This window comes from Filimonas lacunae, from assembly GCF_002355595.1.
GTDB lineage: Bacteria > Bacteroidota > Bacteroidia > Chitinophagales > Chitinophagaceae > Filimonas > Filimonas lacunae.
In genome coordinates, this window is the sequence record NZ_AP017422.1 from 2,149,725 (window position 1) to 2,173,452 (window position 23,728).

Annotated in this window: 17 protein-coding genes; 9 read left to right on the top strand and 8 right to left on the bottom strand. The window is 43.6% G+C overall.

Annotated elements, in window-relative coordinates; all coding sequences use genetic code 11:
- Positions 1 to 42 precede the first annotated feature (42 nt).
- The gene (locus tag FLA_RS08675) at positions 43 to 687 is read right to left on the bottom strand and encodes a hypothetical protein (protein ID WP_076381123.1); all 645 of its coding nucleotides are present in this window, start codon (positions 685 to 687) and stop codon (positions 43 to 45) included.
- A gap of 149 nt (positions 688 to 836) precedes the next feature.
- Between FLA_RS08675 and FLA_RS08680 the strand changes: the two genes are divergently transcribed.
- From FLA_RS08680 to FLA_RS08690, 3 genes are all read left to right on the top strand, one after another.
- A complete protein-coding gene (locus FLA_RS08680) occupies positions 837 to 2,249 on the top strand; it encodes a sialate O-acetylesterase (protein WP_084206411.1) in 1,413 nt (470 codons plus the stop codon).
- Between the two features lie 9 nt (positions 2,250 to 2,258).
- Complete coding sequence (locus FLA_RS08685; protein WP_076381121.1) at positions 2,259 to 2,558, top strand: SelT/SelW/SelH family protein; 300 nt, start codon at positions 2,259 to 2,261, stop codon at positions 2,556 to 2,558.
- A 175-nt stretch (positions 2,559 to 2,733) separates the two neighbouring features.
- Positions 2,734 to 4,014, top strand: a complete 1,281-nt coding sequence (locus tag FLA_RS08690) for a sensor histidine kinase (protein WP_084206410.1) — start codon at positions 2,734 to 2,736, stop codon at positions 4,012 to 4,014.
- A gap of 100 nt (positions 4,015 to 4,114) precedes the next feature.
- Here the strand turns inward: FLA_RS08690 and FLA_RS08695 are convergent, their stop codons facing one another.
- Both FLA_RS08695 and FLA_RS08700 read right to left on the bottom strand, forming a co-directional pair.
- Complete coding sequence (locus tag FLA_RS08695) at positions 4,115 to 4,645, bottom strand: GNAT family N-acetyltransferase (protein ID WP_197705876.1); 531 nt, start codon at positions 4,643 to 4,645, stop codon at positions 4,115 to 4,117.
- 8 nt (positions 4,646 to 4,653) lie between these two features.
- Positions 4,654 to 7,278, bottom strand: coding sequence for a valine--tRNA ligase (locus FLA_RS08700; RefSeq protein WP_076381119.1), 2,625 nt, complete (start codon positions 7,276 to 7,278; stop codon positions 4,654 to 4,656).
- A gap of 102 nt (positions 7,279 to 7,380) precedes the next feature.
- Between FLA_RS08700 and FLA_RS08705 the strand changes: the two genes are divergently transcribed.
- Positions 7,381 to 8,382 carry a fatty acid desaturase gene (locus FLA_RS08705; RefSeq protein WP_076381118.1) on the top strand — a complete coding sequence of 334 codons (1,002 nt, stop codon included), beginning with the start codon at positions 7,381 to 7,383 and terminating at the stop codon, positions 8,380 to 8,382.
- Positions 8,383 to 8,561: 179 nt separating this feature from the next.
- Complete coding sequence (locus tag FLA_RS08710; protein WP_076381117.1) at positions 8,562 to 10,580, top strand: TonB-dependent receptor; 2,019 nt, start codon at positions 8,562 to 8,564, stop codon at positions 10,578 to 10,580.
- Between the two features lie 78 nt (positions 10,581 to 10,658).
- On the opposite strand, the gene FLA_RS08715 is transcribed toward FLA_RS08710, so the two are convergent.
- Together FLA_RS08715 and FLA_RS08720 are read right to left on the bottom strand one after the other, a co-directional pair.
- Positions 10,659 to 13,010: a M1 family metallopeptidase gene (locus tag FLA_RS08715; RefSeq protein WP_076381116.1), complete on the bottom strand. Its 2,352-nt coding sequence runs from the start codon at positions 13,008 to 13,010 to the stop codon at positions 10,659 to 10,661.
- The gene (locus tag FLA_RS08720) at positions 12,925 to 13,608 is read right to left on the bottom strand and encodes a HupE/UreJ family protein (protein WP_084206426.1); all 684 of its coding nucleotides are present in this window, start codon (positions 13,606 to 13,608) and stop codon (positions 12,925 to 12,927) included. Before FLA_RS08720 ends, FLA_RS08715 begins: the two co-directional genes overlap by 86 nt.
- A gap of 49 nt (positions 13,609 to 13,657) precedes the next feature.
- On the opposite strand from FLA_RS08720, the gene FLA_RS08725 reads away from it, so the two are divergent.
- The gene (locus FLA_RS08725) at positions 13,658 to 14,149 is read left to right on the top strand and encodes a DUF6702 family protein (protein ID WP_076381114.1); all 492 of its coding nucleotides are present in this window, start codon (positions 13,658 to 13,660) and stop codon (positions 14,147 to 14,149) included.
- Between the two features lie 93 nt (positions 14,150 to 14,242).
- Here the strand turns inward: FLA_RS08725 and FLA_RS08730 are convergent, their stop codons facing one another.
- Positions 14,243 to 15,544 (bottom strand): hemolysin family protein, encoded by a 1,302-nt coding sequence (locus tag FLA_RS08730; RefSeq protein WP_197705877.1) that lies wholly within the window; start codon positions 15,542 to 15,544, stop codon positions 14,243 to 14,245.
- Positions 15,545 to 15,921: 377 nt separating this feature from the next.
- Between FLA_RS08730 and FLA_RS08735 the strand changes: the two genes are divergently transcribed.
- Positions 15,922 to 16,242 carry a hypothetical protein gene (locus FLA_RS08735; protein ID WP_076381113.1) on the top strand — a complete coding sequence of 107 codons (321 nt, stop codon included), beginning with the start codon at positions 15,922 to 15,924 and terminating at the stop codon, positions 16,240 to 16,242.
- Between the two features lie 198 nt (positions 16,243 to 16,440).
- On the opposite strand, the gene FLA_RS08740 is transcribed toward FLA_RS08735, so the two are convergent.
- Positions 16,441 to 17,019 carry a cupin domain-containing protein gene (locus FLA_RS08740; protein WP_076381112.1) on the bottom strand — a complete coding sequence of 193 codons (579 nt, stop codon included), beginning with the start codon at positions 17,017 to 17,019 and terminating at the stop codon, positions 16,441 to 16,443.
- Between the two features lie 507 nt (positions 17,020 to 17,526).
- Here FLA_RS08740 and FLA_RS08745 point away from each other — a divergent pair.
- Both FLA_RS08745 and FLA_RS08750 read left to right on the top strand, forming a co-directional pair.
- Positions 17,527 to 18,069: a YciE/YciF ferroxidase family protein gene (locus FLA_RS08745; RefSeq protein WP_076381111.1), complete on the top strand. Its 543-nt coding sequence runs from the start codon at positions 17,527 to 17,529 to the stop codon at positions 18,067 to 18,069.
- A 13-nt stretch (positions 18,070 to 18,082) separates the two neighbouring features.
- A complete protein-coding gene (locus tag FLA_RS08750) occupies positions 18,083 to 20,299 on the top strand; it encodes a catalase (protein WP_076381110.1) in 2,217 nt (738 codons plus the stop codon).
- Positions 20,300 to 20,461: 162 nt separating this feature from the next.
- Here FLA_RS08750 and FLA_RS08755 read toward each other — a convergent pair whose 3' ends face one another.
- Positions 20,462 to 23,728 carry a COG1361 family protein gene (locus FLA_RS08755; RefSeq protein WP_076381109.1) on the bottom strand — a complete coding sequence of 1,089 codons (3,267 nt, stop codon included), beginning with the start codon at positions 23,726 to 23,728 and terminating at the stop codon, positions 20,462 to 20,464.

A 23,728-nucleotide genomic window follows, 5' to 3' on the forward strand; every position in this document is an offset into this window, starting at 1 on the left:
GTTGGTTATCGGTGGCTTGCGGATAGCAAGTTCAATAGTGTGTTATTGTTTCGATTCTTCTTCTTCCAGCGCCTTAGCTGTAATGTATTGCAACAGCTGAGTAGCGCTATTTAATACAGGGCCTGCCAGTTGATCGTTAAAGAAAACACTGGCAGGGGCTTCTCCAAAGTACAGCCCATCAGATACCAGGAAAGTAAGCCTGGCATGACCGACAGCAGGTTGTGGTTTTCTGGGCTGATCCCAGGGGCCTATTTTATTTACTACCTCAGCACTATGCTCAAACAATGCAGAAGTGATATCATTTGCAGTTTCATCTTCAAAATTTTCCCAAACCAGTATTTTCCCGGTTTGGTTAATATAACGGGCAGTGCCATCATAAAAAGAAGCCAATGTGTCCAGGCCGTTTTCCAATCCTATTTCAATAATTACGGCAAAAAGCTGCTTTTGCTCGTAAGGCTGGCCGGCAGCTAATAACCTGTTACAGGCTAATACCTGCACGCGTGGGTCGGCTTCCGGTAAAGCTACCAGTTGTTGCAGGGCATCAATATCAGGAGTCTCTGCAAACAGTACATCCATCGGGTAGGTATAAGGAGGTTCCGTACAGTCTTTATACAATTGAAAGTCATCACAAAACAACAGGTTATAAATGATGTTAGCTGTTTCGTCGTTATAGGGAGTTACCTGCATAGGGCTTCTGTTTTTACAAATATATAAGATAAGCGGGTGGCTGGTTTATGAGAACGCTTGTTTAGTATAACGGATTGCTAAAATAATGCCATTAATATTCACCATAGGTTAGTAGTTTGGCGCATTGATTTTAGAAACAATATCTGCGTATGAAAAAAGTATTGCTTGTTGTGTTGGCTATCACTATAGCCAGGCCTTTAATGGCCGAAGTAAGGCTTCCTTCTCTTATTTCCAGTAATATGGTATTGCAGCAACAATCGGCTGCTCATTTATGGGGGTGGGCGGGGCCGGCTGATAAAGTGTTTGTAACCACTTCCTGGAATCATAAAATCGATTCGGTAGTAGCCAGCCGTGATGCCAAATGGTCTATTGCTATTCCCACACCTGTTGCGGGTGGCCCTTATACCATTACCATACAAAGTGGCAACACCATAGAACTGCAAAATGTAATGATTGGAGAAGTGTGGGTTTGTTCCGGACAGTCCAATATGGAAATGAATGCAGGCTGGGGGCCAAATGCGCTACCGGAAATGACTGCTGAGTTGCCTGGTTCGGCCAATAGTAAAATAAGACTATTTCAATCGCCACGTACGGCAGCTGCTTATCCGCAGGATAATATTACCGGTAGCTGGAAAGAGTGCAACGAAGCTTCGTTAAAAAGCTTTAGCGCCGTGGGATACTTCTTTGGCAAGTCATTACAAAATAAACTGGATGTGCCGGTAGGGTTGATCAATGTAAGCTGGGGCGGTACTTCTGCGGATGTGTGGACGCCCGCCGAGGTTATTCAAAACGATCTGGAGCTGAGTGCCGCATCACGCAAACTAACTCCCTATGCCTGGTGGCCTAATACTCCGGGAGCCTGTTATAATGCCATGATCGCTCCTTTGCTGCAAATGGATATTGCAGGTGTTATCTGGTACCAGGGAGAAGGAAATACAGAAATCAGCAGTACTTATAACCGGGTGTTCTCTGCTATGATCAACAGCTGGCGCAGGGGCTGGAACAAACAATTCCCTTTTTACTATGTACAGATAGCTCCCTTTACCTATGGTGGTAAAGATGCCGGAGCTATTTTACGTGAACAACAGCAGGCCACTTTAAACCTGCCTGATGTGGGGATGGTGGTAACTACCGACCTGGTAGATACCATTACTGATATTCACCCCAAGCAAAAGCGTGCAGTAGGCAACAGGCTTGCGGCTATGGCCATGTCACAAACCTATCATGTAGATATGGGCAATTGCCAAAGCCCGGTGTTTTCCAGAATGGAAACAGGAAAAGGCAGGGTGGTTTGTTATTTTACTCATGCAGATAATGGCCTGGTAATAAAGGGGGCAACAGTGAAAGAATGTTATATAGCAGGAGAAGACAGGCGTTTTGTGCCCGCTACTGTAAAAACAGAAGGCGATCATATTATAGTTTCCAGCACTGCTGTGGCAAAGCCGGTTGCCGTGCGTTTTGGCTATAGCAATGCCGGTATAGGTAACATCTTCAGCACCGAAGGTTTACCGGTAGCGCCCTTTAGAACAGATAACTGGAGTAACGCTATTACAGACAAATAGGCCTGTAAAATGGCTTATATTAGCAGCATGACTAAACAGGTGGTAACTATTGAATATTGCCCTAAATGCGGCTGGCTTTTGCGCGCAGCCTATATAGCACAGGAACTGCTCACCACTTTCCAGGAAGAACTGGGCGGTGTGCTGTTAAAGCCGGCGGAAATCAGTGGACGCTTTACCGTATCGGTAGGAGGGCAGGAAGTGTTTGACCGTAAAAGAGAAGGCCGTTTTCCGGAAACCAAAGAAATAAAGCAATTGGTGCGTGATATTGCCTGTCCGGATAAAAGTCTGGGGCATTCGGATAAACCTTAATTACATTGAATTTCGATAGAGAAAAGCTCCTTTAAGGGGCTTTTTTTATATATTAAAATATTTGCCTAGATGGCTACGTTACTACATTTGTGTCTTCATATTTAAACAGCCTGTTTTGTTATCATCTGTTCGCTCATTTGTTTATCGGTTATTTCATATCGGGGTTCGGGAGCATATGTCTTTTGCCGAACGACAGAAGATTCATTTGCTCAACATTATGATTCTTCCTTCCATTTTGCCTATGATATGCTTTGCCTTGATGAATATGTATGCAAGGCCGGGACTGGCTCTACTGAATACTGCCAATGTGTTGTGCTATCTGTCTGTTATTACTTTACAGGTATGGAACAGATATTTGTCACTACGTCTTTATTGTATAGCGGCAACAGGTATTATATTTTTTGCGGAAGCTTTATTCTATAGCAACGGGATGGAGTTTGCGTTGCTGCTTACAGTGATATGTGGTTTAGTGCTTACTGAAAAAACATGGCATTACCTGTTACTCATGTTGTTGGTGGTGGCTGCATTCTGTTATCTGCAATATTATCAAAGGCTGGCACTGCAATTAGACAAGCCGATGGTAATAAGAGTAGTGGGTACGGTAGCTAGTTGCTTATTATTATTAACTGCGGGATTGTTTTATTTCAGAGGTATTTATGTGTCTTATCATCAGCTGGTAGAAGGGCAGAAGCAACTGTTGGAGCAACAGCAGGTGCAATTGTTACAGCAGCAGGCTGAGTTAGTGCAGAAGAACGCCGATTTAAAGGCTTTAAGCGAATCGCGCCAGAAAATATTGTTAACGCTGGCGCACGACCTGCATAATCCTTTAAGTGGTATAGAAGCGCTCACTAATTTGATGGTACAGGGTGTAATTGGTGAACATGAACGAAACAGCTTGTTACAGGTTATCTCAAATACAGCCAACCGGTCGTTACAGCAGATGCAGGATGTATTGGATGCGCAACGTTTTTCCGATGCCAGTTATCCGCTTGTAAAAGAGGAAGTGTTTGTTAGCGGCATGGTGCAGGAAGTAGTGGGGCTGCTGCAGTTTAAAGCGGCCGAAAAGCAAATTCATCTTCAATGTACATTACCCGATACTACTGTTACTATCATGGCAAACAGGTTGCAGTTAATGCGGGTGCTTGAAAACCTGGTAATGAATGCTATTAAATTCAGTTATCTCAATTCGGTTGTGAAAATACAGGCAACCATAGCCGATGATTGGCTGTTGCTTTCTGTTTGTGATGAGGGGATGGGCATTGCTTTGGATAAACAGGAGTTTGTTTTTAACGATGTAAGCAGAGTGCAGCAACTGGGAACAAAAGGCGAGAAATCGTTTGGTCTGGGACTGTCTATTTGCAGGCAGATAGTAGAGCGGCATGGTGGCTATATTACCCTTACGCCAGGAAAAGCAAAAGGATGTGAATTTGTAGCAAGTTTTCCGGTAAAAGCTTAGTGTAGTGTTTGCAGATAAGTAAACACAAAAGGCCCGCATTTGCAGGCCTTTTGTGTTAGTTCAGTGGCTAACCTTCCTATTTGATAGAACTAGTAGGGTATTACTGCAAAGAAAATTCCATTACGTAATCGTTCATAAAATAGCCGTTACCAATGTCAATGTCTTCTTCGCCAATAACCTGGAAGCCATTCTTTTCGTAGAAGTTTTTGGCATTGTTAGATCTGTTTACATTTAACTGTAGCTTTTCTGCACCAGCATTTTTGGCAAAATCGATGGCATAGTGCAATAATGCTTTACCGGCCCCTTCTTTTTGAATGTTAGGTAACACGTACAACTTGTGCAGCTTGTATACTTTACTGTCTTCTGTAGGAGCGTAGCCTGCAAAACCTATGGCTTTGCCTTCACTTTCTGCTAAAGCAAAGTGATGCCCTTCCTGTAACTGCTTAGTTAAAATACCTGTGCTGTACATGGTTGCCAGCATGTAGTGAATTTGTGTTTCGGATATAATTTCTCCATAAGCCGATGGCCATGTAGCATACGCAATCCGTTGAATCTGGGGGATGTTCTCTAATGAAGCGTCTATAATAGTCATAAAAAATTGAGAAAGCCCCTGCTGCATGCAGGGGCTCATTTGGGGTGTTATAAATTATTCAGACTTTCTTGAATAGTTTTAATACGCGCTTCTGCGTCCGCCTGTTTCTTCTTCTCAATAGCTACTACTTCCGGTTTGGCATTCTGTATAAAGCGCTCGTTAGATAATTTTTTCATTACACTTTCCAGGAATCCTTGCTGGTACTCCAGGTCTTTTTCCAATTCAGCTTTCAGTGCGGTTTTGTCTACCTCCTGGTTACTGGTGAAGAAGAACTTATCTTTTTCTACAGCAACAACTACTGCATTAGACACGGTTTCTGTTGTAAAGCTTACCTGTTCAGCATTTACTTGTTTGGCAAGGATGCTTTCGATAATCTGATAGCTTGCCGGATCGCTGGCTTGAATTTGTAACTGAATAGTGTCTTTGGGTTTCAGCTGGTTTTTGTTGCGCGCATCACGTATAGCAGTGATTACCTGTTTCAACAACTCGCCTGTTTTTAGTATGGCAGCGGGCTGGAAATTATTTTCAGGATATTGCTTAACGCATAAATCATCTGTCTGCTCTTTTAACAGGTGGTATATTTCTTCTGTGATAAAAGGCATAAATGGATGCAGTATCTGTAACAGCTGTTCAAAGTAGTTAACTGTTTTTTGATATACTTCTGCTGAAATAGGCTGTTTAAAGCCAGGTTTTATCCATTCCAAGTACCAGCTACAGAAATCATCCCATATGAGTGAGTAAACTGTTTTCAACGCTTCACTTAAACGGAATTGTCCAATCAGTTTTTCAATTTCTGAACGAACCTGTTGTAAACGTTGATCAAACCATTCCAGAGCAAACGTGTTACTTGTACTGGAAATTGTATTATCTATACGGGTTTCCCAGCCTTTTATCAATCTAAGGGCATTCCAAATTTTAATGTTGAAGCTACCGCCTTGGTTAAGAGCATCTTCATCAAACAATAAGTCTGTTCCTGCAGGCGCAGATATCATTATACCAAAACGTACAGCATCAGCCCCATATTTATCAATCAGGTTTAATAAATCAGGTGAGTTGCCAAGGCTCTTACTCATCTTACGGCCTTGCTTATCGCGCACCATACCCGTGAAATACACATCTTTAAATGGTATTTCTTTCTGGTATTCCATACCGGCCATAACCATACGTGCTACCCAGAAGAAAATGATATCCTGTCCGGTTACCAGTACGGAAGTAGGGTAGTAGTAGTTTATTTCTTCATTACCGGGTTGGGTAATGCCGTTGAATACTTCTACCGGCCATAACCAGCTGGAGAACCAGGTATCCAGTACGTCTTCGTCCTGTTTCAGGTCTTCTGCGGTTACAGTAATGTTTTGCTTTTTAAAAGCTTCTACCGCTTCTTCGCTGGTAGCAGCTACTACAAAGTTGCCATCTTTGGTATACCAGGCAGGAATTTGCTGGCCCCACCAAAGCTGACGGCTGATACACCAGTCTTTTACGTTTTCCAGCCAGTGTTTGTACGTGGCCAGGAATTTATCGCCAGGGTGTATTTTAATATCACCATCTACTACTGCTTTCAGGGCAGGTTCGGTAATTTCTTTCATTTTCACCCACCACTGTGTAGAAATACGTGGTTCTACCACCGTATCGGGGTTACGCTCGCTATAAGCTACCCTGGTTGGGTTTTCTTCTACTTTTACCAGCAAACCTTCTTCAGTTAATTGCTGAACAACCAGTTTACGGGCTTCAAAGCGGTCTTTACCCACATACACCTGTGCAGCAGTGCTAAGCGTGCCATCAGGGTTTAAGGTATCAATCACTTCCAGGTTGTGTTTTAAACCCAGGTTATAGTCATTGATGTCGTGGGCAGGAGTCACTTTCAAGGCACCGGTACCAAAAGCAGGGTCTACATACTCGTCAAAAATTACGGGTATTTCCCTGTTCACCATTGGCACTATTACCTTTTTACCTTTCAGATGGGCATAGCGCTCGTCGGTAGGGTTCACGCATAATGCGGTATCGCCCATAATGGTTTCCGGACGTTGGGTGGCTACGGTAATATATTCGTCGCTATCTTTTACCTTGTATTTAACATGGTACAGTTTACCTACAGCATCTTTGTATATTACCTCTTCATCACTCAAGGCTGTTTTAGCACGGGGGTCCCAGTTAATCATACGGGCACCGCGATAAATAAGGCCTTTATTATATAAGTCGATGAATGTTTTAATTACCGCTTTGTAGTAGTGGTCGTCCATGGTAAAATTAACACGGTCCCAATCTACACTACATCCCAAACGCTCAATCTGGTTGTAGATGATGCCACCGTATTTTTCTTTCCATTCAAAAGCGTATTTCAGGAATTCTTCACGGGAGAGGTCGGCTTTTTTAATGCCTTTTTCCTTTTCCAGCATCTGCACCACTTTGGCTTCTGTAGCAATAGAGGCATGGTCGCTGCCGGGTACCCAGCAGGCATTGTAACCACTCATACGGGCGTTACGCACCAGGATGTCCTGTACGGTTTCGTTGAGGGTGTGGCCCATGTGCAGCACGCCGGTGACGTTGGGCGGTGGAATGACCACAGTAAATGCCTTCCGTCCATCGGGTTTGCTGTTAAAATAGCCTTTATTTTGCCAGTGTTTGTACCATTTCTGTTCTGCCTGAGCAGGTTCGAAGTTTTTGCTAAGTTCCATTGTGTATCCTTATTCGGGCAGCAAAAGTAAGGAATTCAACATTTGCCCGAATGTTTAACATATGGGGCTTTGTTGTTATTAAAAAAATACTATCTTTCGGGCATGCATACCAAATCCCAGGACTTTGTTTGGTCTACAGAACCGAACCCCCATCATGTGAGAGTGCGTCAGATATCGAAGCAGCACCCGGAAGTAAAGGAGTTGATAGGGAAAAACCCTTCTACCATTTTCTTCATTATTGGCCTGGTAACCGCACAGGTTGCCGGAGCTTATTTATTAAAAGATTCCCCCTGGTGGCTGGTATTCCTGGTTGCCTATGTGGTAGGAGCGTTTGTGAGCCATGCTTTGTGGGTAATGATCCACGAGTGCAGCCACGGTTTGCTGTTTAAAGGCAAGGTACCTAACCTGTTAGCAGGTATCCTGGCCAATTTTCCGCATATTTTTGCCAGTTCGGTGTCATTTCAGCGTTATCACCTGAAGCACCACGCGCATCAGGGCGAGCACGATCTGGATGCCGATTTACCCGATTTCTGGGAAGCCAGGCTGGTAAGCAACAATCCTTTCAGTAAAATGCTGTGGTTTTTGCTGTTCCCTGTATTCCAGGTGTGCCGTACTGCCCGTTTGAATATTGAATTGTTCGACAGGTGGGTGGTAATCAACTGGATATTCCAGATTGCTTTTGATGTAGCTATTATCTACTTCTTTGGTCCTAAAGCGTTTGTGTACATGCTGGCCAGCTTTTTCTTCTCTGTAGGCCTGCACCCGTTAGGCGCCCGCTGGATTCAGGAGCATTATCTTACTTTACACCCTACACAGGAAACCTACAGCTACTATGGTCCGCTGAACAAAGTGGCCTTTAACGTAGGTTATCATAACGAACACCACGATTTTCCTTCTATTCCATGGAATAAACTGCCACAGTTAAAAACCAAGGCTCCTTCTTACTACGATTCTCTGATTTCGCATCAGTCGTGGACGAAGCTGATCCTGCTGTTTATATTTAATCCCAAGTTGAGCTTATACAGCCGTATGCTGCGTAAGGAAAAGATTAAAATAGAAAAAGAAACAGAATCCAAACAGCCAACTGCCGAAGCGGTTGCATAGTTGTTTTTTTGAATAATTTATAAGGTAACGCATTATTTTCCCAATGACTGGCGGCGGTTTTTCCCGGTCACTGTGTAAATAATGCGTTCTTTTTTTTGACTTCTATCTACTAATGGATCAGTGGTAGATAAAATAATAACCTGACGTTGTAATTTGCGGGTCAACCTTAACTCTGACAAATGAAAAAAATCGTTACGTTGTTGTTTGCTGTAACTACCTGTTTTATGCAACAACGTTTATCTGCTCAAACTGATTCTGCCTATCTTGATTTACCTCGTTTTCGTGTTTCCCGTTCCAGCGTTCAATCTTTTACTATAAAAGGAGAAGAGTTGGCTAAAATGCCCTTTACTGATTTTAGCCAGGCAATTGGTGTATGGGTGGGGCCGGCATTGGCTACCGGAAGCACCATTGTATACGTGGTAGATGGCCAAATGGTAAATGATGTAAATATTTACAGCATACACGATATCGAATCCATCACATTTTTGCAATCTGGCCTGATACAGCTTACAGGTGGCACGGTAGCCCATCAAAACATAGTGCTGTTAACTACCAAAAAAAATGTTAGCAATAAATGGCAGTTACAGGGTGCCGCGAGTACTGCTTTTGTTAACCGGGGTGATTCTTCTGCAAAGGCAGGCTTGTTTCACCAATACAATGTATCGGCATCTAATGGCTCCGAAAAATTGAATTATGGTGTTTCTGCTGGTTTTCTGCATGATATGATGCCGCAGCCCGAAACCGCTCGTTTTGAGAAAAATAGCTCGTTGCATCAAAATCGCTATAGAGCCAATGCCTGGCTGGGAGGGGTGTTTTTGCATCACCATCAGTTTAGGCTTGATGCGGCTTATGTAACCCAAAAACAATCTAATGCTTATACATTGCTACAGCCAACCTCTCATTCTAATACGGGTACCTGGAAGAAGGATCATGTGCTGAATATAAAAGCCAGTATTGCTTCTTCATTTGAAGGCGGGTTTGGCAACAGAGTGTATGCCGATTTTTATGACTATCACTTACAAGGCAATATAACTTCAATAGATAATGCGGATGGCTTTAGCGGATATACTTTAACAACGGAGGAGCCGAAGCTTAGGAACTGGATGGTAGGAAACCGGTTTAGTTATGATAAGCAATTTCATCGTTTTTACCTGGCGGCTTCGCTGGATGTGCAATACAGGCATGTCGATTATAATTATAACAATTTAGCATTCAGAACTTTTTCCACTTCCTCTAATCCGGCAACTGTTACGGTTTCAACCTATTGGGAAGGTACCTATGCAAAAAACTGGTTTATTGCTCCTACAGTGAATTTTGGTGTGGATAGTTTGTTGAATATGCAGGCGGGCGCTGTAGCTATATATCATCCGCTAAGAACTGCTATTCATGAGAACCGCGTGTTGCCTTTTGGAGCAGCATCGTTTGATGTGCTGAAAAGTATTAACAGAAATAGCCCCGTTAGTTTACGGTTATATACTTCAGTGGCTGCCATTTCCAGTATGCCTGAATTGGGCTGGGCCAATCTCAGTAATCTCACTACACAACAGAATTTATTAATGGACTATAATAGCCTGAAGGCAAGGCCATGGGCTTCTTTCGATCCTTACCAGGTGTATGCTGATGTTCGTTATGTTCACTTTCAGGGTGGCGTGAGGTTAGGTTTATGGCAAAACAAACTTATAGCAGATTATACATACGATAAAAACCAGTCCGTTTCGCCGCAGCAGCCCATTTATACTGTGCCTGGTGGTTACGGTTTTGGCGGATCTGTTTCACAGCCGCCCAGGTATCTTACTACAAATTATACACGCCACCGGTTGGCCATTTCTGCCCAAACTGATATAGGGAAGCTACATTGGTTATCAGTAGCTACCATGTACTATATACGTAGCAAAACTGAGCAGGCTTATTACTCAGTGGTGACAAAGGATAACTTTTATACTACAGGCTGGGCTAACAGGTTTACTTTGGGTACCTGGCAGCTGGGGGTAGATGCTGTGGGAGTTTTTAACAAAGCTTATGTTGGTGGTAAACACAAAAGCATTGCTTTGCAGCAGGTGAATGTAGGTCGTAAGTTTACGCATGGTTACGTTTCGTATGATGTATTTGCTTTCACCAGAACCCCGTTTGATAATAAACAGTATCCTTTATTCGACCAGCGCCGTTATTATGGCATAGGATGTAATATTGGTTTGTAGTATTACCTATAAAGTAATAAAACAGAAAACCCCGGTACTGAATAAGCACCGGGGTTTTCTATATCCTTTTTGTAATGATTACTGCTTTTGCATGGGGTTCATTCCCTGCGACTGGCCGCGTGTGGCTTGCTTTGATTTAAATACTTCAAAACGGCCCATCACCTTTGCTTGTGGCCATTGGTTGTTGGTTACGTCTATATCAGCGGTTTCACGTAATGGGTCCAGTTGAATAGAAGAAACAGCTTTGTTTTTCAGAAACACTTTATCAAAATGCTTTTCATCCTTACGCCATATCTGTGCGGGTATTTTCTCTGTTTCTTTAGTGCCATCTGTATAAGTCCATTCAATAATAACAGGCATTACCAGGCCGCCTTTATTAGTGAAAGATAATTCGTACAAATATCTGCCAGCATACTTCTTACTGGTGCTGTCGTCCAGTGGTTCGGCAGCAGGGTCTGTTTTCTGATAAGTGAAAGTAGAGTCGTAAGGGATTACACCTCTGTCGTACTTGTAATAAAAATCCTGCAGGGTGGTATCAGCGTCTACTAAAAAATGAATGCTGGAATCCTGCCTGTTCCTGATTTTAGAAATATCATCAAACTCCGGTACCAGTGGCTTTTCCAGCTTCACTGTTTTTGATTTAGGTTCGGGTAAGGTTACTTTTTTGCCATCACCAATCTGGAAGCCTTTCACGCTGTCGAGCGAAATATCGCAGGGATCAGTGCCATAAAACCATCCACGCCAGAACCAATCCAGGTCTTCACCACTGGCATCTTCCAGGGTGCGGAACAAATCGGCAGGAGTGGGGTGTTTAAATGCCCAACGGCGTGCATATTCTTTATAGGCGTAGTCAAACAACTTGCGGCCCATAATGGTTTCGCGCAGGATGTTTAAGCCGGTAGCTGGTTTGGAGTAAGCGTTAGGACCAAACTGTATAATGTTTTCACTGTTGGTCATAATAGGTTCCAGCTCATTTTTAGGCAACTTCATGTAATCGGTAATAGCCCAGGCTGGCCCGCGACGGCTGGGGAATTTGTTGTCCCACAGCTCTTCCGCCAGGTATTGTGTAAACGTGTTTAATCCTTCGTCCATCCATGTCCACTGTCTTTCATCACTGTTCACAATCATGGGAAAGAAGTTATGACCTACTTCGTGTATAATAACGCCGATCATCCCGTTTTTAGTGGCTTCTGTGTAGGTTCCATCTTTTTCGGTACGACCGTAGTTAAAGCAAATCATCGGATACTCCATACCGTTGGCTGCTTCAATGCTTTGTGCAACAGGGTAAGGGTAGGGAATAGTGAATTTAGAATAGCTTTGAATGGTGTGTGCTACTGCTTTGGTACTAAACTTACGGTACAGGTTATACGCCTCTTTACCGTAAAAGCTCATACACATCACTTTCTTCTTTTCTACAGTAGTGGCCAGTGCATCCCATACAAATTTGCGTGAGCTGGTCCAGGCAAAGTCACGTACGTTATCCGCTTTAAAAATCCAGGTTTTAGTGGTAGTGGCTTTCTGCTTTTCCGCTTGTGTTGCTTCTGCCAGGGTAACTATTTCTACCGGTTCTTTACTGGTTTGTGCTTTTTGCCAGCGGGCCAAACGGGTGCTATTCAGCACTTGCGCATAGTTCTGACATTCGCCGGTACTACCTACAATATGATCGGCCGGAACCGTAATTTCTACATTGAAATTGCCAAACGTAAGTGCAAACTCGCCGCTGCCGGCAAACTGATGGTTTTGCCAGCCCTGGAAATCGCTGTACACACACAGGCGTGGATACCACTGTGTCATGGTAAACAGGATGTTACCATCGCCGGGAAAGTATTCGTAACCGCCACGGCCACCATAACGCATACGGTCGCTGATTTTATAATTCCAGTTTACATTGAACACATATTGCTGGTGAGGAGCTAAGGTGGCTGGTAAGTCAATACGCATCATGGTTTTGTTGATGGTATAGGACAGTTTTTTACCGGTAGCATCTGTAATGCTGAGGATATTTACCCCGTAGCTGTCGTCGCTCTGGCTTCTGTCCAGTTCGTCCAGATCTTTCAGATTGGTCGTTTTCAGGTTGGAAGCCTTTTGGTACCCGGCGTTGTTGCTGGCACTGTGCTGGTTTTCGTCCAACTGCAACCATAAATAGGTTAATGGATCAGGCGAATTGTTGAAATAGGTAATGGTTTCGCTACCAGTAAGCCTGGTAGCGGTTTCATCCAGCTTGCATTTGATTTTGTAATCGGCCCGCTGTTGCCAGTAATCCGGCCCTGCTGCACCGCTGGCTGTGCGGTAGCTGTTGGGAGTGGGAAGAATGGTACCTAATTGCTCAAAGTCGTTGCCGTGGTTAGAACCAGGGTTGTTTTGGATGTTCTGGGCCTGTACAGCAAAGCCCAGTGAGGCCATGCCCGCCAGTAAAAACAGTTTTCTCATTACTATGTTGGTCTTTTGAAACAGGAATACGTGCTATCATCATTTGCAAAGCCAGGGCTGTAATACCACCGCTTACAAAAATTAAAAATGCTCTTTTCTCTATGTGCAAAACGCGTATAAATATAAAGGAAAGTAATAGTATAATTACCACTATACATAGCTGGCCGGCTTCCAGCCCCAGGTTAAAGGCCAGCAGTTCCGTTACAATGCTTTCATCGCGTCCCAGCATACTTTTGAGCAGGCTGCTAAAACCCAGGCCGTGAATAAGACCAAACACCAGTGCCAGCATATATAAAAAAGACACGCGGCTCGGTGGTGCTTTTTCTTTGGCAAACAGGTTGCTAAGGGCGGTGATTACAATAGTGGTGGCAATGAGAAACTCTGTCCAATCTCTTGAAAACCAAATGATATTCAATGTGCTAAGGGCTAATGTGATAGAATGCCCAATGGTAAATGCCGTAATGAGGATGAGCAGTTTTTTCCAGTCGCTGGAAACGTAGCGCAGGCATAAGGCAGTTACGAAAAGAATGTGATCTATTCCGTTTAAATCAGTGATATGTTCAACGCCTGTTTGAAAGAAAAGCCCAAAATCGCTCATATTTTCAAACTTATGGTACACCTTTACTGTATCAAAAAAATATCGGTGAATGGCTGGCATCCTGCATTCTTACGTTTTAAGCGCTTTGTTAACGCTGCATCCTTTTTTCGTTTCGGTTACAGAGGTAAAACAGAATACGAAGGATAAATCGCTGGAAATAAGCTGCAAACTGTTTATCGACGACCTGGAAAAGGCGCTTGCTGCCCACTATAAAACACCGGTAGATTTAAGCGCCGCTCAAAAGAAAGACCAAAACGATAAATGGATAGCCGGCTATTTTAAACAGCACTTCCAGGTTACTATTAACGGACAGGCATATACTGCTGAATACGTAGGGTATGAAAAGGAATCGGAAGCTGCCTGGTGTTATTTGCAGGTGAACAATGCCCCTGCTTCCATTAAAAAGCTGGAAATAAGCGATAATTTATTGTACGAGCAGTTCGAGAGCCAGATTAACATTATACACGCTACCGTGAATGGTGAAAGAAAGAGTACCAAAATAGCTAACCCCGTAGCTAAGGCTGTATTTGAATATCAATAGTTCGCGTAATTTGAGATAAAAGAGCATAAAAAAAGCCCGCAAAGAAACCATTCGTTGCGGGCTTTTTTCTATTTACAGAGAAGTAGGTAACGGTTAATCGGCTGCTACTTCTGTTGTTGCTGCTTTATCCAGCGTAACCAGTATTTTATCAATACGCAGGGCATCCATGTCTACAATCTCAAAAGTAAACTCCTTCCATTTCATTATTTCACCGGTTTGCGGTATACGTTCTAACTCGTGTAATATAAAACCGGCAAGCGTGTCAAACTCATGTTCGCCTTCGTGCATCCATTCTGTTTTGTCAAACTTGGCCAGGAAGTCGTAAAAAGGTATCTGGGCATCTATTAGAAAGCTGCCGTCCATTCTTTCCACTACTTCATACTCATTGTCTTCCTGCACGGCTATATCGCCTATAATGGCCTGTAAAATGTCATTCAGGGTAATAATGCCCTGTAAGGTGCCGTATTCGTCAACAATAAAGGCGTAATGGTTTTTGCTTTCCTTAAACTTTTCCAGTAGCTGGTAGGCTGTGTTATTTTCCGGAACATACACCGCCTTACGCACTAACGATTGAAGCGTTGCATTTTCCGAAGCCATAAACATGTCTTTCAGAAAAACCACGCCCTGGATGTTGTCAATATTTTTATCACAAACAGGGTATACAGAGTGAGCCATTTCGCCTGTTTGCGCTCTTACTTCTTTTACAGTAGTACTAACATCAAACCATATAATATCGGCACGTGGGGCCATCAGGGAGGTGATGTTACGGTCGCCCAAATGAAATACCCTTTCAATAATTTCTTGTTCGGCTTCATCAATAGTACCCTGCTCGGTGCCTTCGTTAATGATGGCTTTAATTTCATCTTCCGTAACCTGGGTATCGTCTTTTTTAATACCAAACAGGTTAGCCAGCAGGCTGGCCGAACCAGAAACGAGGGTAATAAAAGGATAGGCTATTTTACTTACCAGGCGCATAGGGCCTGCCACGTTTTTGGCAATGCCTTCGGGATTGCTCATACCTATACGTTTAGGCAGTAACTCGCCCAATACCAGCGAGAGGTAGGTGAAAATGATCACCACCAGGGTAAGCGCAATAGGTGCGTTGTACGCCTGTAAAGATGGAAAAGCATTATTGAGGTGAACAGTAAGTTCATTTTTAATGGTTTGTCCGGAATAAACCCCTATTAAAATGCTGGTAAGTGTAATGCCAATTTGAACGGTAGAGAAAAAAGAATCCGGGTTGTTGGCGAGCTTCAGGGCTTCTTTTGCCCTTAAATCTCCTTTGTTTGCCTGGCTTTCCAATCGTGCTTTTCGGGAGGATACCAGGGAAATTTCGGCCATCGAAAAAATACCATTTAAAAGAATCAGGCCTAGAATAATAAATATTTCTATCATACAGATTGATCAGTGATCAGTTGTAAAACTAAGGAATCAGAAGCTTATTCCATAGCTTATCCCTTAAATTTATGGGATATAATACGCGTTAAATCAGTAAAATGAGTGCCTGATGGTCTGTTTTTGCTAAAATTGATAACCTAAGTAGCAGTGCCCAAAATAAAAATTGCCCCATAGTACATAAAAAAACTCCTAACAGGGCCGCTTCCTAAAATAGGTACTTACGGGGGTAAACGGTAGTTTGTTTAGTTTTACGGCCCAATCACATTTTTTGTATTTAAACTAAAAACCCTAATATGAGATAATTTCTTCTGTGCCCGCTTTTAATAACGGCCCTTCTCTTTTCTAATTGCAAAAAAGTTACGGAGGTTACACAAGTGGTACAGCCCAATCGCACCATTGTAAAAACGCTGGAACCAGGTAATTGGAAGTATGACGCCTCCTCTAACACCTACTACAACGAAATTTCGGTTCCTGAAATAGATGACAGCGTTGTGCAAACCAAAGGTGTGCTGGCATATATCACTTTTGATAACAAGAGATACGAAATTTTGCCCGATGTGCTGGATGGCAGCACTTTTGTTTGTATTTACCAGAAAGGACTGTTTGACGTTGAAATTCAGAATGCCGATGGCAGCCTTGCCAGCCCGCCTACTACCGCCATTGGACTTAAAATTGTACTGGTTGATTCGCAATAGAGAAAAAAGCAGCGTGAAAAGATTAGACTGCTTGAAAGGATACTGAACGATAAAAAGTAGTAGAGTATAACCCAATAAAAAAAGGCCTGTACAGGCCTTTTTTTATTTCCCAATTTCGTGCATAACCTGAGAGGTTTTAAGAAAAGCCACCACTGCAACAAACAAGGTTTTGACGAAAATGGCAAGCTAGTATATAGCTTACATTTTTTTATAATGATCTATAGGCGGGCCTACCCGTTTAAATCCATGTTCTTCTCTAAACTTATCTTGTTGATCTTCGGTCATATTTTTAGCAACTCCCTGGCTTACTTTGTTAAAGAACTCTTCCATCTTACCGGCTGGTTGAAATATCATTAATAGTTTACCTTCTGTTTCACCAATTTTGGCAAAGCTATGCGGTATCATTCTGGGGCCAAATACGCTATCTCCCGCCTTTGCATGATAGGTGGTTTCTCCTACTTTAATCAGAAATTCACCTTGTAACACATACCACCACTCGTCCTGCGAAAAATGAAGGTGATGTGCGGGGCCGCCCTCTTTTACCCGTGAACTTTCAAAAACGTAGATATCGCCATCGGTGTCTTTACTGGATATTTTTGAAAAAAAAGTATCTCCTTCTAAAAGCGTAATAGCTTTTTCTGACCGGGTTTTGCCCGCTGCCACCATAAACCCATTATTTACTCTTAACCTAGAAAAACCTTTAGCAATAAGCTGGAAGGGGGTGGCTGCTATGGCCCCAATGGTGAAACATGATTTTAGAAATGATTTTCTTTCCATAAAATGATTTAAAACCAGAATGAGCTATAGTAGTGTTTTTGAGAACTGTTTTAAAGTTAGGTTAATAAATGATTTATTATTTTAAAAAAAATGATCGTTTTTGAATTATATAGTGGTGGGGGTAATGATTGCTGAGCAGGTATTATTTTCACAGTTATAAAAGCTGCTGTTTTACGTATACAAAACATACACTGTTACGCTCATTAGCAGCAATGGCCCATTACAAAATGGCCCGCATTAAAAGGCAGGCCGTGATCTATGAAAATATGGAAAATACACTTATGTATAAAGGGTAAGGATCAAAACGGTATATACAATGTACCCTTTATATTTAGTGTTTTAAGTATTTTACTTATATATATTATTTCAATACTTGTATAGTGAAATGTTTTTGAAGTAACTCTATGGCCAGTGTGTACTTACCAAAGCACCATTACCATCAATAAGTGGGGGAATTTCTTATACATTCTTTTGGCATATTTTCTGATTTTACACTGGCTAAACTTTATGACAAAAACATCAAAACCGAAAGATGATTCTCCTGCGGTTGAACCTACAGAAAATTTTACTGAATTGCCTGCTGATGCTGGCCTGCGCGATTTACTGATTGACGGGCTGAAAGATATCTACTGGGCTGAAAACCAATTGGTAAAAGCATTACCTGTGATGGAAGCGGCGTGCTCAAATGCAGCACTATCCAGCGCAATTGCTTCTCATTTGGAAGAAACGACCGGGCATGCAGCAAGACTGGAGCAAATTTTTGCCTTGCTGGATGAAAAAACGCAGGCGAAGAAATGCGATGCCATGGAAGGGTTGACCAAAGAGGGGGAAGCTGTGATAGAAGACACTGAGCCTGACTCCGTAGCACGTGATATGGGCATTATAGCGGCTTCCAGGAAAGTAGAGCACTATGAAATTGCTGCGTATCTGGGCTTGAAAAGCCTTGCTGAAAAGCTCGGTTTTACAAAGGTGGCTGCTTTACTGGCACAAACGCTTGCCGAAGAAGAAGCAGCCGATCAAAACCTGTCCAATATTGCCGATTCACTTTAAATAATAACCTATTATGTCAACGAAAAAGCCTGCAAAGGATAGTGTTTATCCGCAGCCGGGGAGTTCCTCCGCTGCCCATCCGGAAAACGCCAAAACAACGGATTTAGCGCCTGATACCGTAGATGCTTCCGGTGCTTATATGAACACCAACCAGGGTGTAAAAATCAGTGACGACGAAAATTCCCTGAAGGCTGGCAACCGTGGTCCTTCTTTACTGGAAGATTTTATTCTTCGGGAAAAAATAACGCATTTTGACCATGAGCGCATACCAGAACGGGTAGTACATGCCCGTGGTTCTGCCGCTCACGGGGTATTTAAAGTATACGAATCGCAGGCAGCTGTTACCAGCGCTGCTTTTTTACAAGACCCTGAAGCTGAAACACCTGTTTTTGTGCGCTTTTCAACAGTGGCAGGTTCGCGCGGGTCAACAGACCTGGCAAGGGACGTAAGAGGTTTTGCGGTAAAGTTTTATACACAAGAGGGAAATTTTGACCTGGTAGGGAATAATATGCCCGTTTTTTTTATCCAGGATGCTATTAAGTTTCCTGATCTGATACATGCGGTAAAACCTGAACCGGATAACGAAATACCACAGGCAGCTTCGGCGCATGATACTTTCTGGGATTTTATTTCCTTGATGCCAGAGAGTGCACATATGGTAATGTGGGTAATGAGCGATCGTGCTATACCACGCAGCTACCGTATGATGGAAGGCTTTGGTGTACATACCTTTAGGCTGGTAAATGCAGAAGGGGTTTCCTCTTTTGTTAAATTCCATTGGAAGCCATTATTGGGTGTGCATTCCGTTGCCTGGGATGAAGCACAGAACATATCAGGTAAAGACCCTGATTTTCATCGCCGTGATCTTTGGAACGCTATTGAAAGTGGTAATTTTCCTGAATGGGAGCTGGGCATACAGGTGGTGCCGGAAGAAGATGAACATAAGTTTGAATTCGATTTGCTCGATCCCACTAAGCTCATTCCCGAAGAGCTGGTACCGGTGCAGCGTATAGGTAAGCTCACGTTAAACCGTAACCCCGATAATTTTTTTGCAGAAACAGAACAGGTTGCTTTTCATGTAGGCCATATTGTGCCTGGAATTGATTTCACTAACGATCCGTTGTTGCAAGGCCGTTTGTTTTCTTATACCGATACACAACTGATCAGGCTGGGTGGTCCTAATTTTCATGAAATACCTATCAACCGTCCGGTGGTTCCTGTTTATAACAATCAGCGTGATGGCCATATGCGACAAACTATTAATAAAGGCAAAACAAGTTACCATCCCAATAGTCTCGGTGGCGGCTGTCCTTTCCTGGCTGGTAAAATGGAAGGTGGGTTCTCCTCTTATCCGGAGAGAATAGAAGCGCATAAAATAAGAGAACGTAGCCGCAGTTTTTTTGATCATTTCAGTCAGGCCCGGTTATTCTTCAACAGCCAGTCAGAGCCTGAAAAGAATCATATCATAGACGCGTTTAGTTTTGAGTTGGGCAAAGTGCAAACAGTAGCGGTGCGTGAACGTATGTTACGTATTCTGGCGCAGATTGATAGCGGACTGGCCGCCCAGGTGGCGTATGCGCTGCGGTTGCATATACCTAAAGATACAGACGAGCCTTTAAATAAAAGTATTCCGGCAGATGCAGACCCGGCAGCGTATCAGCCAGAAATGAAAGAAAGTACATTAGCTGTCTCTGGTGCTTTAAGCATGGCAAATACGCCTAAGGACACTATTCAAACACGGCAGGTAGCTATACTGGCGGCAGATGGGGTAGACGCAAAGGCCTTAAATACAGTTAAAAAAGCTTTGCTGGCGCAGGGAGCTGTTGTTGAAGTAGTGGCTCCACGCCAGGGTTATGTAATAGCGGAAAACGATGAGCAGATTCCGGTGGACAAAAGTTTCTTAACCGGGGCTTCTGTGTTATATGATGCCGTATATGTGCCTGGTGGCGTGAATAGTGTGGCTACGCTGGCTGCGCATCCTGATGCTGTTCATTTTTTAAATGAAGCGTTTAAACATTGTAAAGCCATTGCTGCTGACGAAGCCGCGCAGCAGGTATTGGAAGCAACTTATTTTCATAAAAAACTTCCTGCAGATAATGAAGAAGCAACAGTGTTGGCTTCGGGCATAGCGATACATGATAAGCCGGGCAAACTGGCCGATTTATTTATACTAGCCATTGCACAGCACCGGTTTTGGGAGCGGGAAGTACCCCGGAAAATACCCGCGTAGTTTTTACCCGTAAACAAATTATAAAAGCCTCACTATATCTGTGGGGCTTTTTAATATCTCTACAGCACAATAGCAATGGCTATCCGGGACTATCACTTTACATCAACCAAAAGCCGTCTCCTACAATCAGGAGACGGCTTTCTTATTTCAAACAGGGCCAGGTTATTTATAAATGGTGGTGCCAATAGGCGTTGCTGGTTCAGCTGTTAATCCTTTCTTTTTAATGTTAAGTGTGTACCGGCAGGTGGCACATAATTTATCACCGCAGTAAGCTGCATAGGTAATGTAATAAGTGCCTGCCTGTGTAAACGTATAAGGTATGCCGCTACCGGTGAGTGTTTGTATAAAATTACCGCCAGGGCCGGTGATGCGTAGCACTATCTTTTTAGTGCAATCGGGCGAAGCGCACTGGAAGGTGGAATTGAACACATAGCTGGTATTTACATACAGGGTATAGGTTTCGTTACAGGTAATCTGCATACTGTTAGCCAGTGATGGAACGATGATAGCTTTGCTGGCTTGTGATAACGATATATCCGGGTTGGGGATAGGGGTGGCAATTGTTTTCCACGATATACTGTTGCCGGTAAAATGGCTTTCTTTACAGCAATCAACCGAATCGGTGCCGCCGGTACCGGGTGTGGTATTGGTGCTTACACAAATAACGGTATCGCAGGTATTACAATCTTTATCCTTAAACGTAACACGGAAACAGATAGCATTGATGCGTAAGCGGCAGCATTCCGGAACAGTAGGCACAGGCAGTGTTAAAAGTACAGGTATCTGATAGCTGCCGGCAGGCGCCTGGGTGCCCAGTTTCCAAACAAGTTCTTCCAGGCATTGATTGCCAGATGCGTTAGGAGGAAGTGTGGCATTGGCATAGTTGTCCCAAACCAAACCGCCTATCGTTTGCGTGCTGCTTTGCGGAAACAGGCAACCGCGGCCTATTACAGGCGTGTTGCAGTTGCTGCATCCTTTACTTTCCCAGGTGTAATTGATGTCCGCTACGCTAATCCGTAATTCCTGCAGGGCTTTGCTGGTAGTAACCTGTATGGTAGCTTGCTGTACCTGGTGGGTGGTGTCTGCCTGCAACTGACCCAGCGAAGCAGAAACACTTTTCAATACTTCTTTACAAGGTGTACAAGGTGGTGGAGGTACTTCCTGCTGCTGTACGGTTAAACATACATTGTTGCTTTCCACCGGGTTCATGACAGAGGTGCTGTTGTTGTTGGCAACAAGATCGCATATCATACCAATAGTGTTACAGGCTTGCTGTCCGGGTGTGGCATTGGTTGGCACTGTTACAGGAAAAGTAAAGGTGTAACTGCCGCCTGCCGGAATAGGATTGGTAAGGCTTATTTTAATACTATTCGGCTGAAAGCTTCCGGAGAAACTACCGGTATTGGCACAGGAAGTAGCTACAGTGGGCCATCCGGTAGCTATATTGGATACAGAGGAATAAGTGACGGTAGCACCCGGTATGGTCAATGCTGCTGTTGGAAACAGGGAAAACTGGCTATTGCGCGGCGTGCAGGTCATAATAGTGGCATCCCCCACAAACGGCATCCTGTCAATCAATACAATATTCCCGATAGGGGTATTACCGGTGTTCTTTACGGTAATCTGGTAAATGGCAGTGCTGCCTGGGTAGCCATTACCTGTGGAACTGAAAGTGGCGTCCAGGTTGCCTTTTACCGCTTTTTCCACCTCTGCACGGGGCAGGGCGCAAATGTTAATGACATAGGGGCAGCCAAGATTGCCGCTACTATAATTAGTGCCTGTAACATTATAGTTCATATTGTAACTGCCATATGGTGCATTGCTGTTTACGGTTGCCTTAAAGCAAATGTCGTAAGTGGCATTACCTGTTGGAATAGTAGGCAGGTTCCATTTGGCATTGGTGCTGCTTTGATAAACAGGGTTGCTGCTAAAGCCCGTAAAGGTTTCAGAGCCGGGCAGGAAGGTGAGGAAGGCAGGCAGGTTATATTGCAGCGCCCCGCTGTTCAGCGCAGTTTCCCCGGTATTCATAAAACGCAGGCAGATGTTAACGGTATCGCCGGGATTAAAACATCCGGTAAGGGCAGATTGTGAGATACAGTTAATGTTAGGCTTTAACACATACACAGCTGTATCGTGTATGGTGCCTGTTCCGGGTGTGCAATTGTAACATACCTGGCTAAGATTGCTGGTGTTACAGTCAAAGGTTAAATTAGAAATAAAGGTATAGGTGCTTTGATTAGGAACACCGGAGCAGGAGTTGCTAAGGTCGTAAAAGGTATAGAAGTAAGCGGTATGCCCTGGCAACAGGTTGTTGATAGCTATGGTTGCTTTAGTTACATATAGTGGTGGCGTGTTGTTAGAGCTGCCAGGTAACAGCGGGTAAGTAGTGGATGGCGAATTACTACAATCGTAATAGGTTACATTGGCGGTAACACCAGCCGATTGCGTAGTGCTGGAAAAATATACGGAATTGACTTTAACAGCTGGATAGGTATTAGTGAGTTGAAGGTTAAGCGGCGTGTTGCCGTTATTAGTTATGGTGTTGTAAAGATACCCTGAATTGCTAACGGCAGATAATTGCGCGCTGGGGTTAGAAGCTACTACTACAGGCAATGTGTAACTGGCCGATGGCAGGGTGTATATAGTGGAATTGGTTACGCCGCAATTGGTGCCTTTTAATACGGCAGAGCTGGTAATTACGGTGCCTGCCGGGGTGCTACAGGGTATTTTAACTGTATAGTAATACACATAACTGCCGGTATAAAAGCTGGAAATAACAGGTGTTATAGTATTGCCGCTGATAGTAGCGTTGCTGGCGCTTACCAGTGTGCCTATAGAGGGGTTTACTACAAAAGAAGGGTTGTTAATTTGAAAGCAGCTGCTGCCATATACAATAATGCGGAAAGTAACTTCATAACTGCTTTGTATGAAACTGAAAAAAGTGTGTTGTCCGGTCCAGGTGTTATTTACAATAGAAGATATGCCTGCCGGAGGGGCATTGGCCAAAACGGTGCTGGAAGGTGCATTTATACTGCCATTGATAGCGCTGTTGATAGCTGTGCCGGTGCAGGTTTGCGGACACAGGAAGCTAAAGCACATCATAATAACACCTGTTTGGTTATTGCCGGATGCGGCCGGAAAGGTATAGGTAATGGTTTGTGTAGTGGCATTAACACTGTTGCTTACGTAAGGGTAAGGAAAAGACGCACTGCCACAAAAGGATACTATAGTGGGGTTATAGGTGATAACCACTTCAATATTACCCGTGATATTACTATAGTTGTAGTTGGCAAATACCTGGAAGCTACTGCCGGTAGCATAAGGCTGCGTGCCTTGCGGGGTAAGGGTTAACCCTACCTGTTGTGCATGTACTGCACCTGCACTGCAAAGAACAAAGCAGGTGAGTAGTATGGTGATAAACTTTTTCAT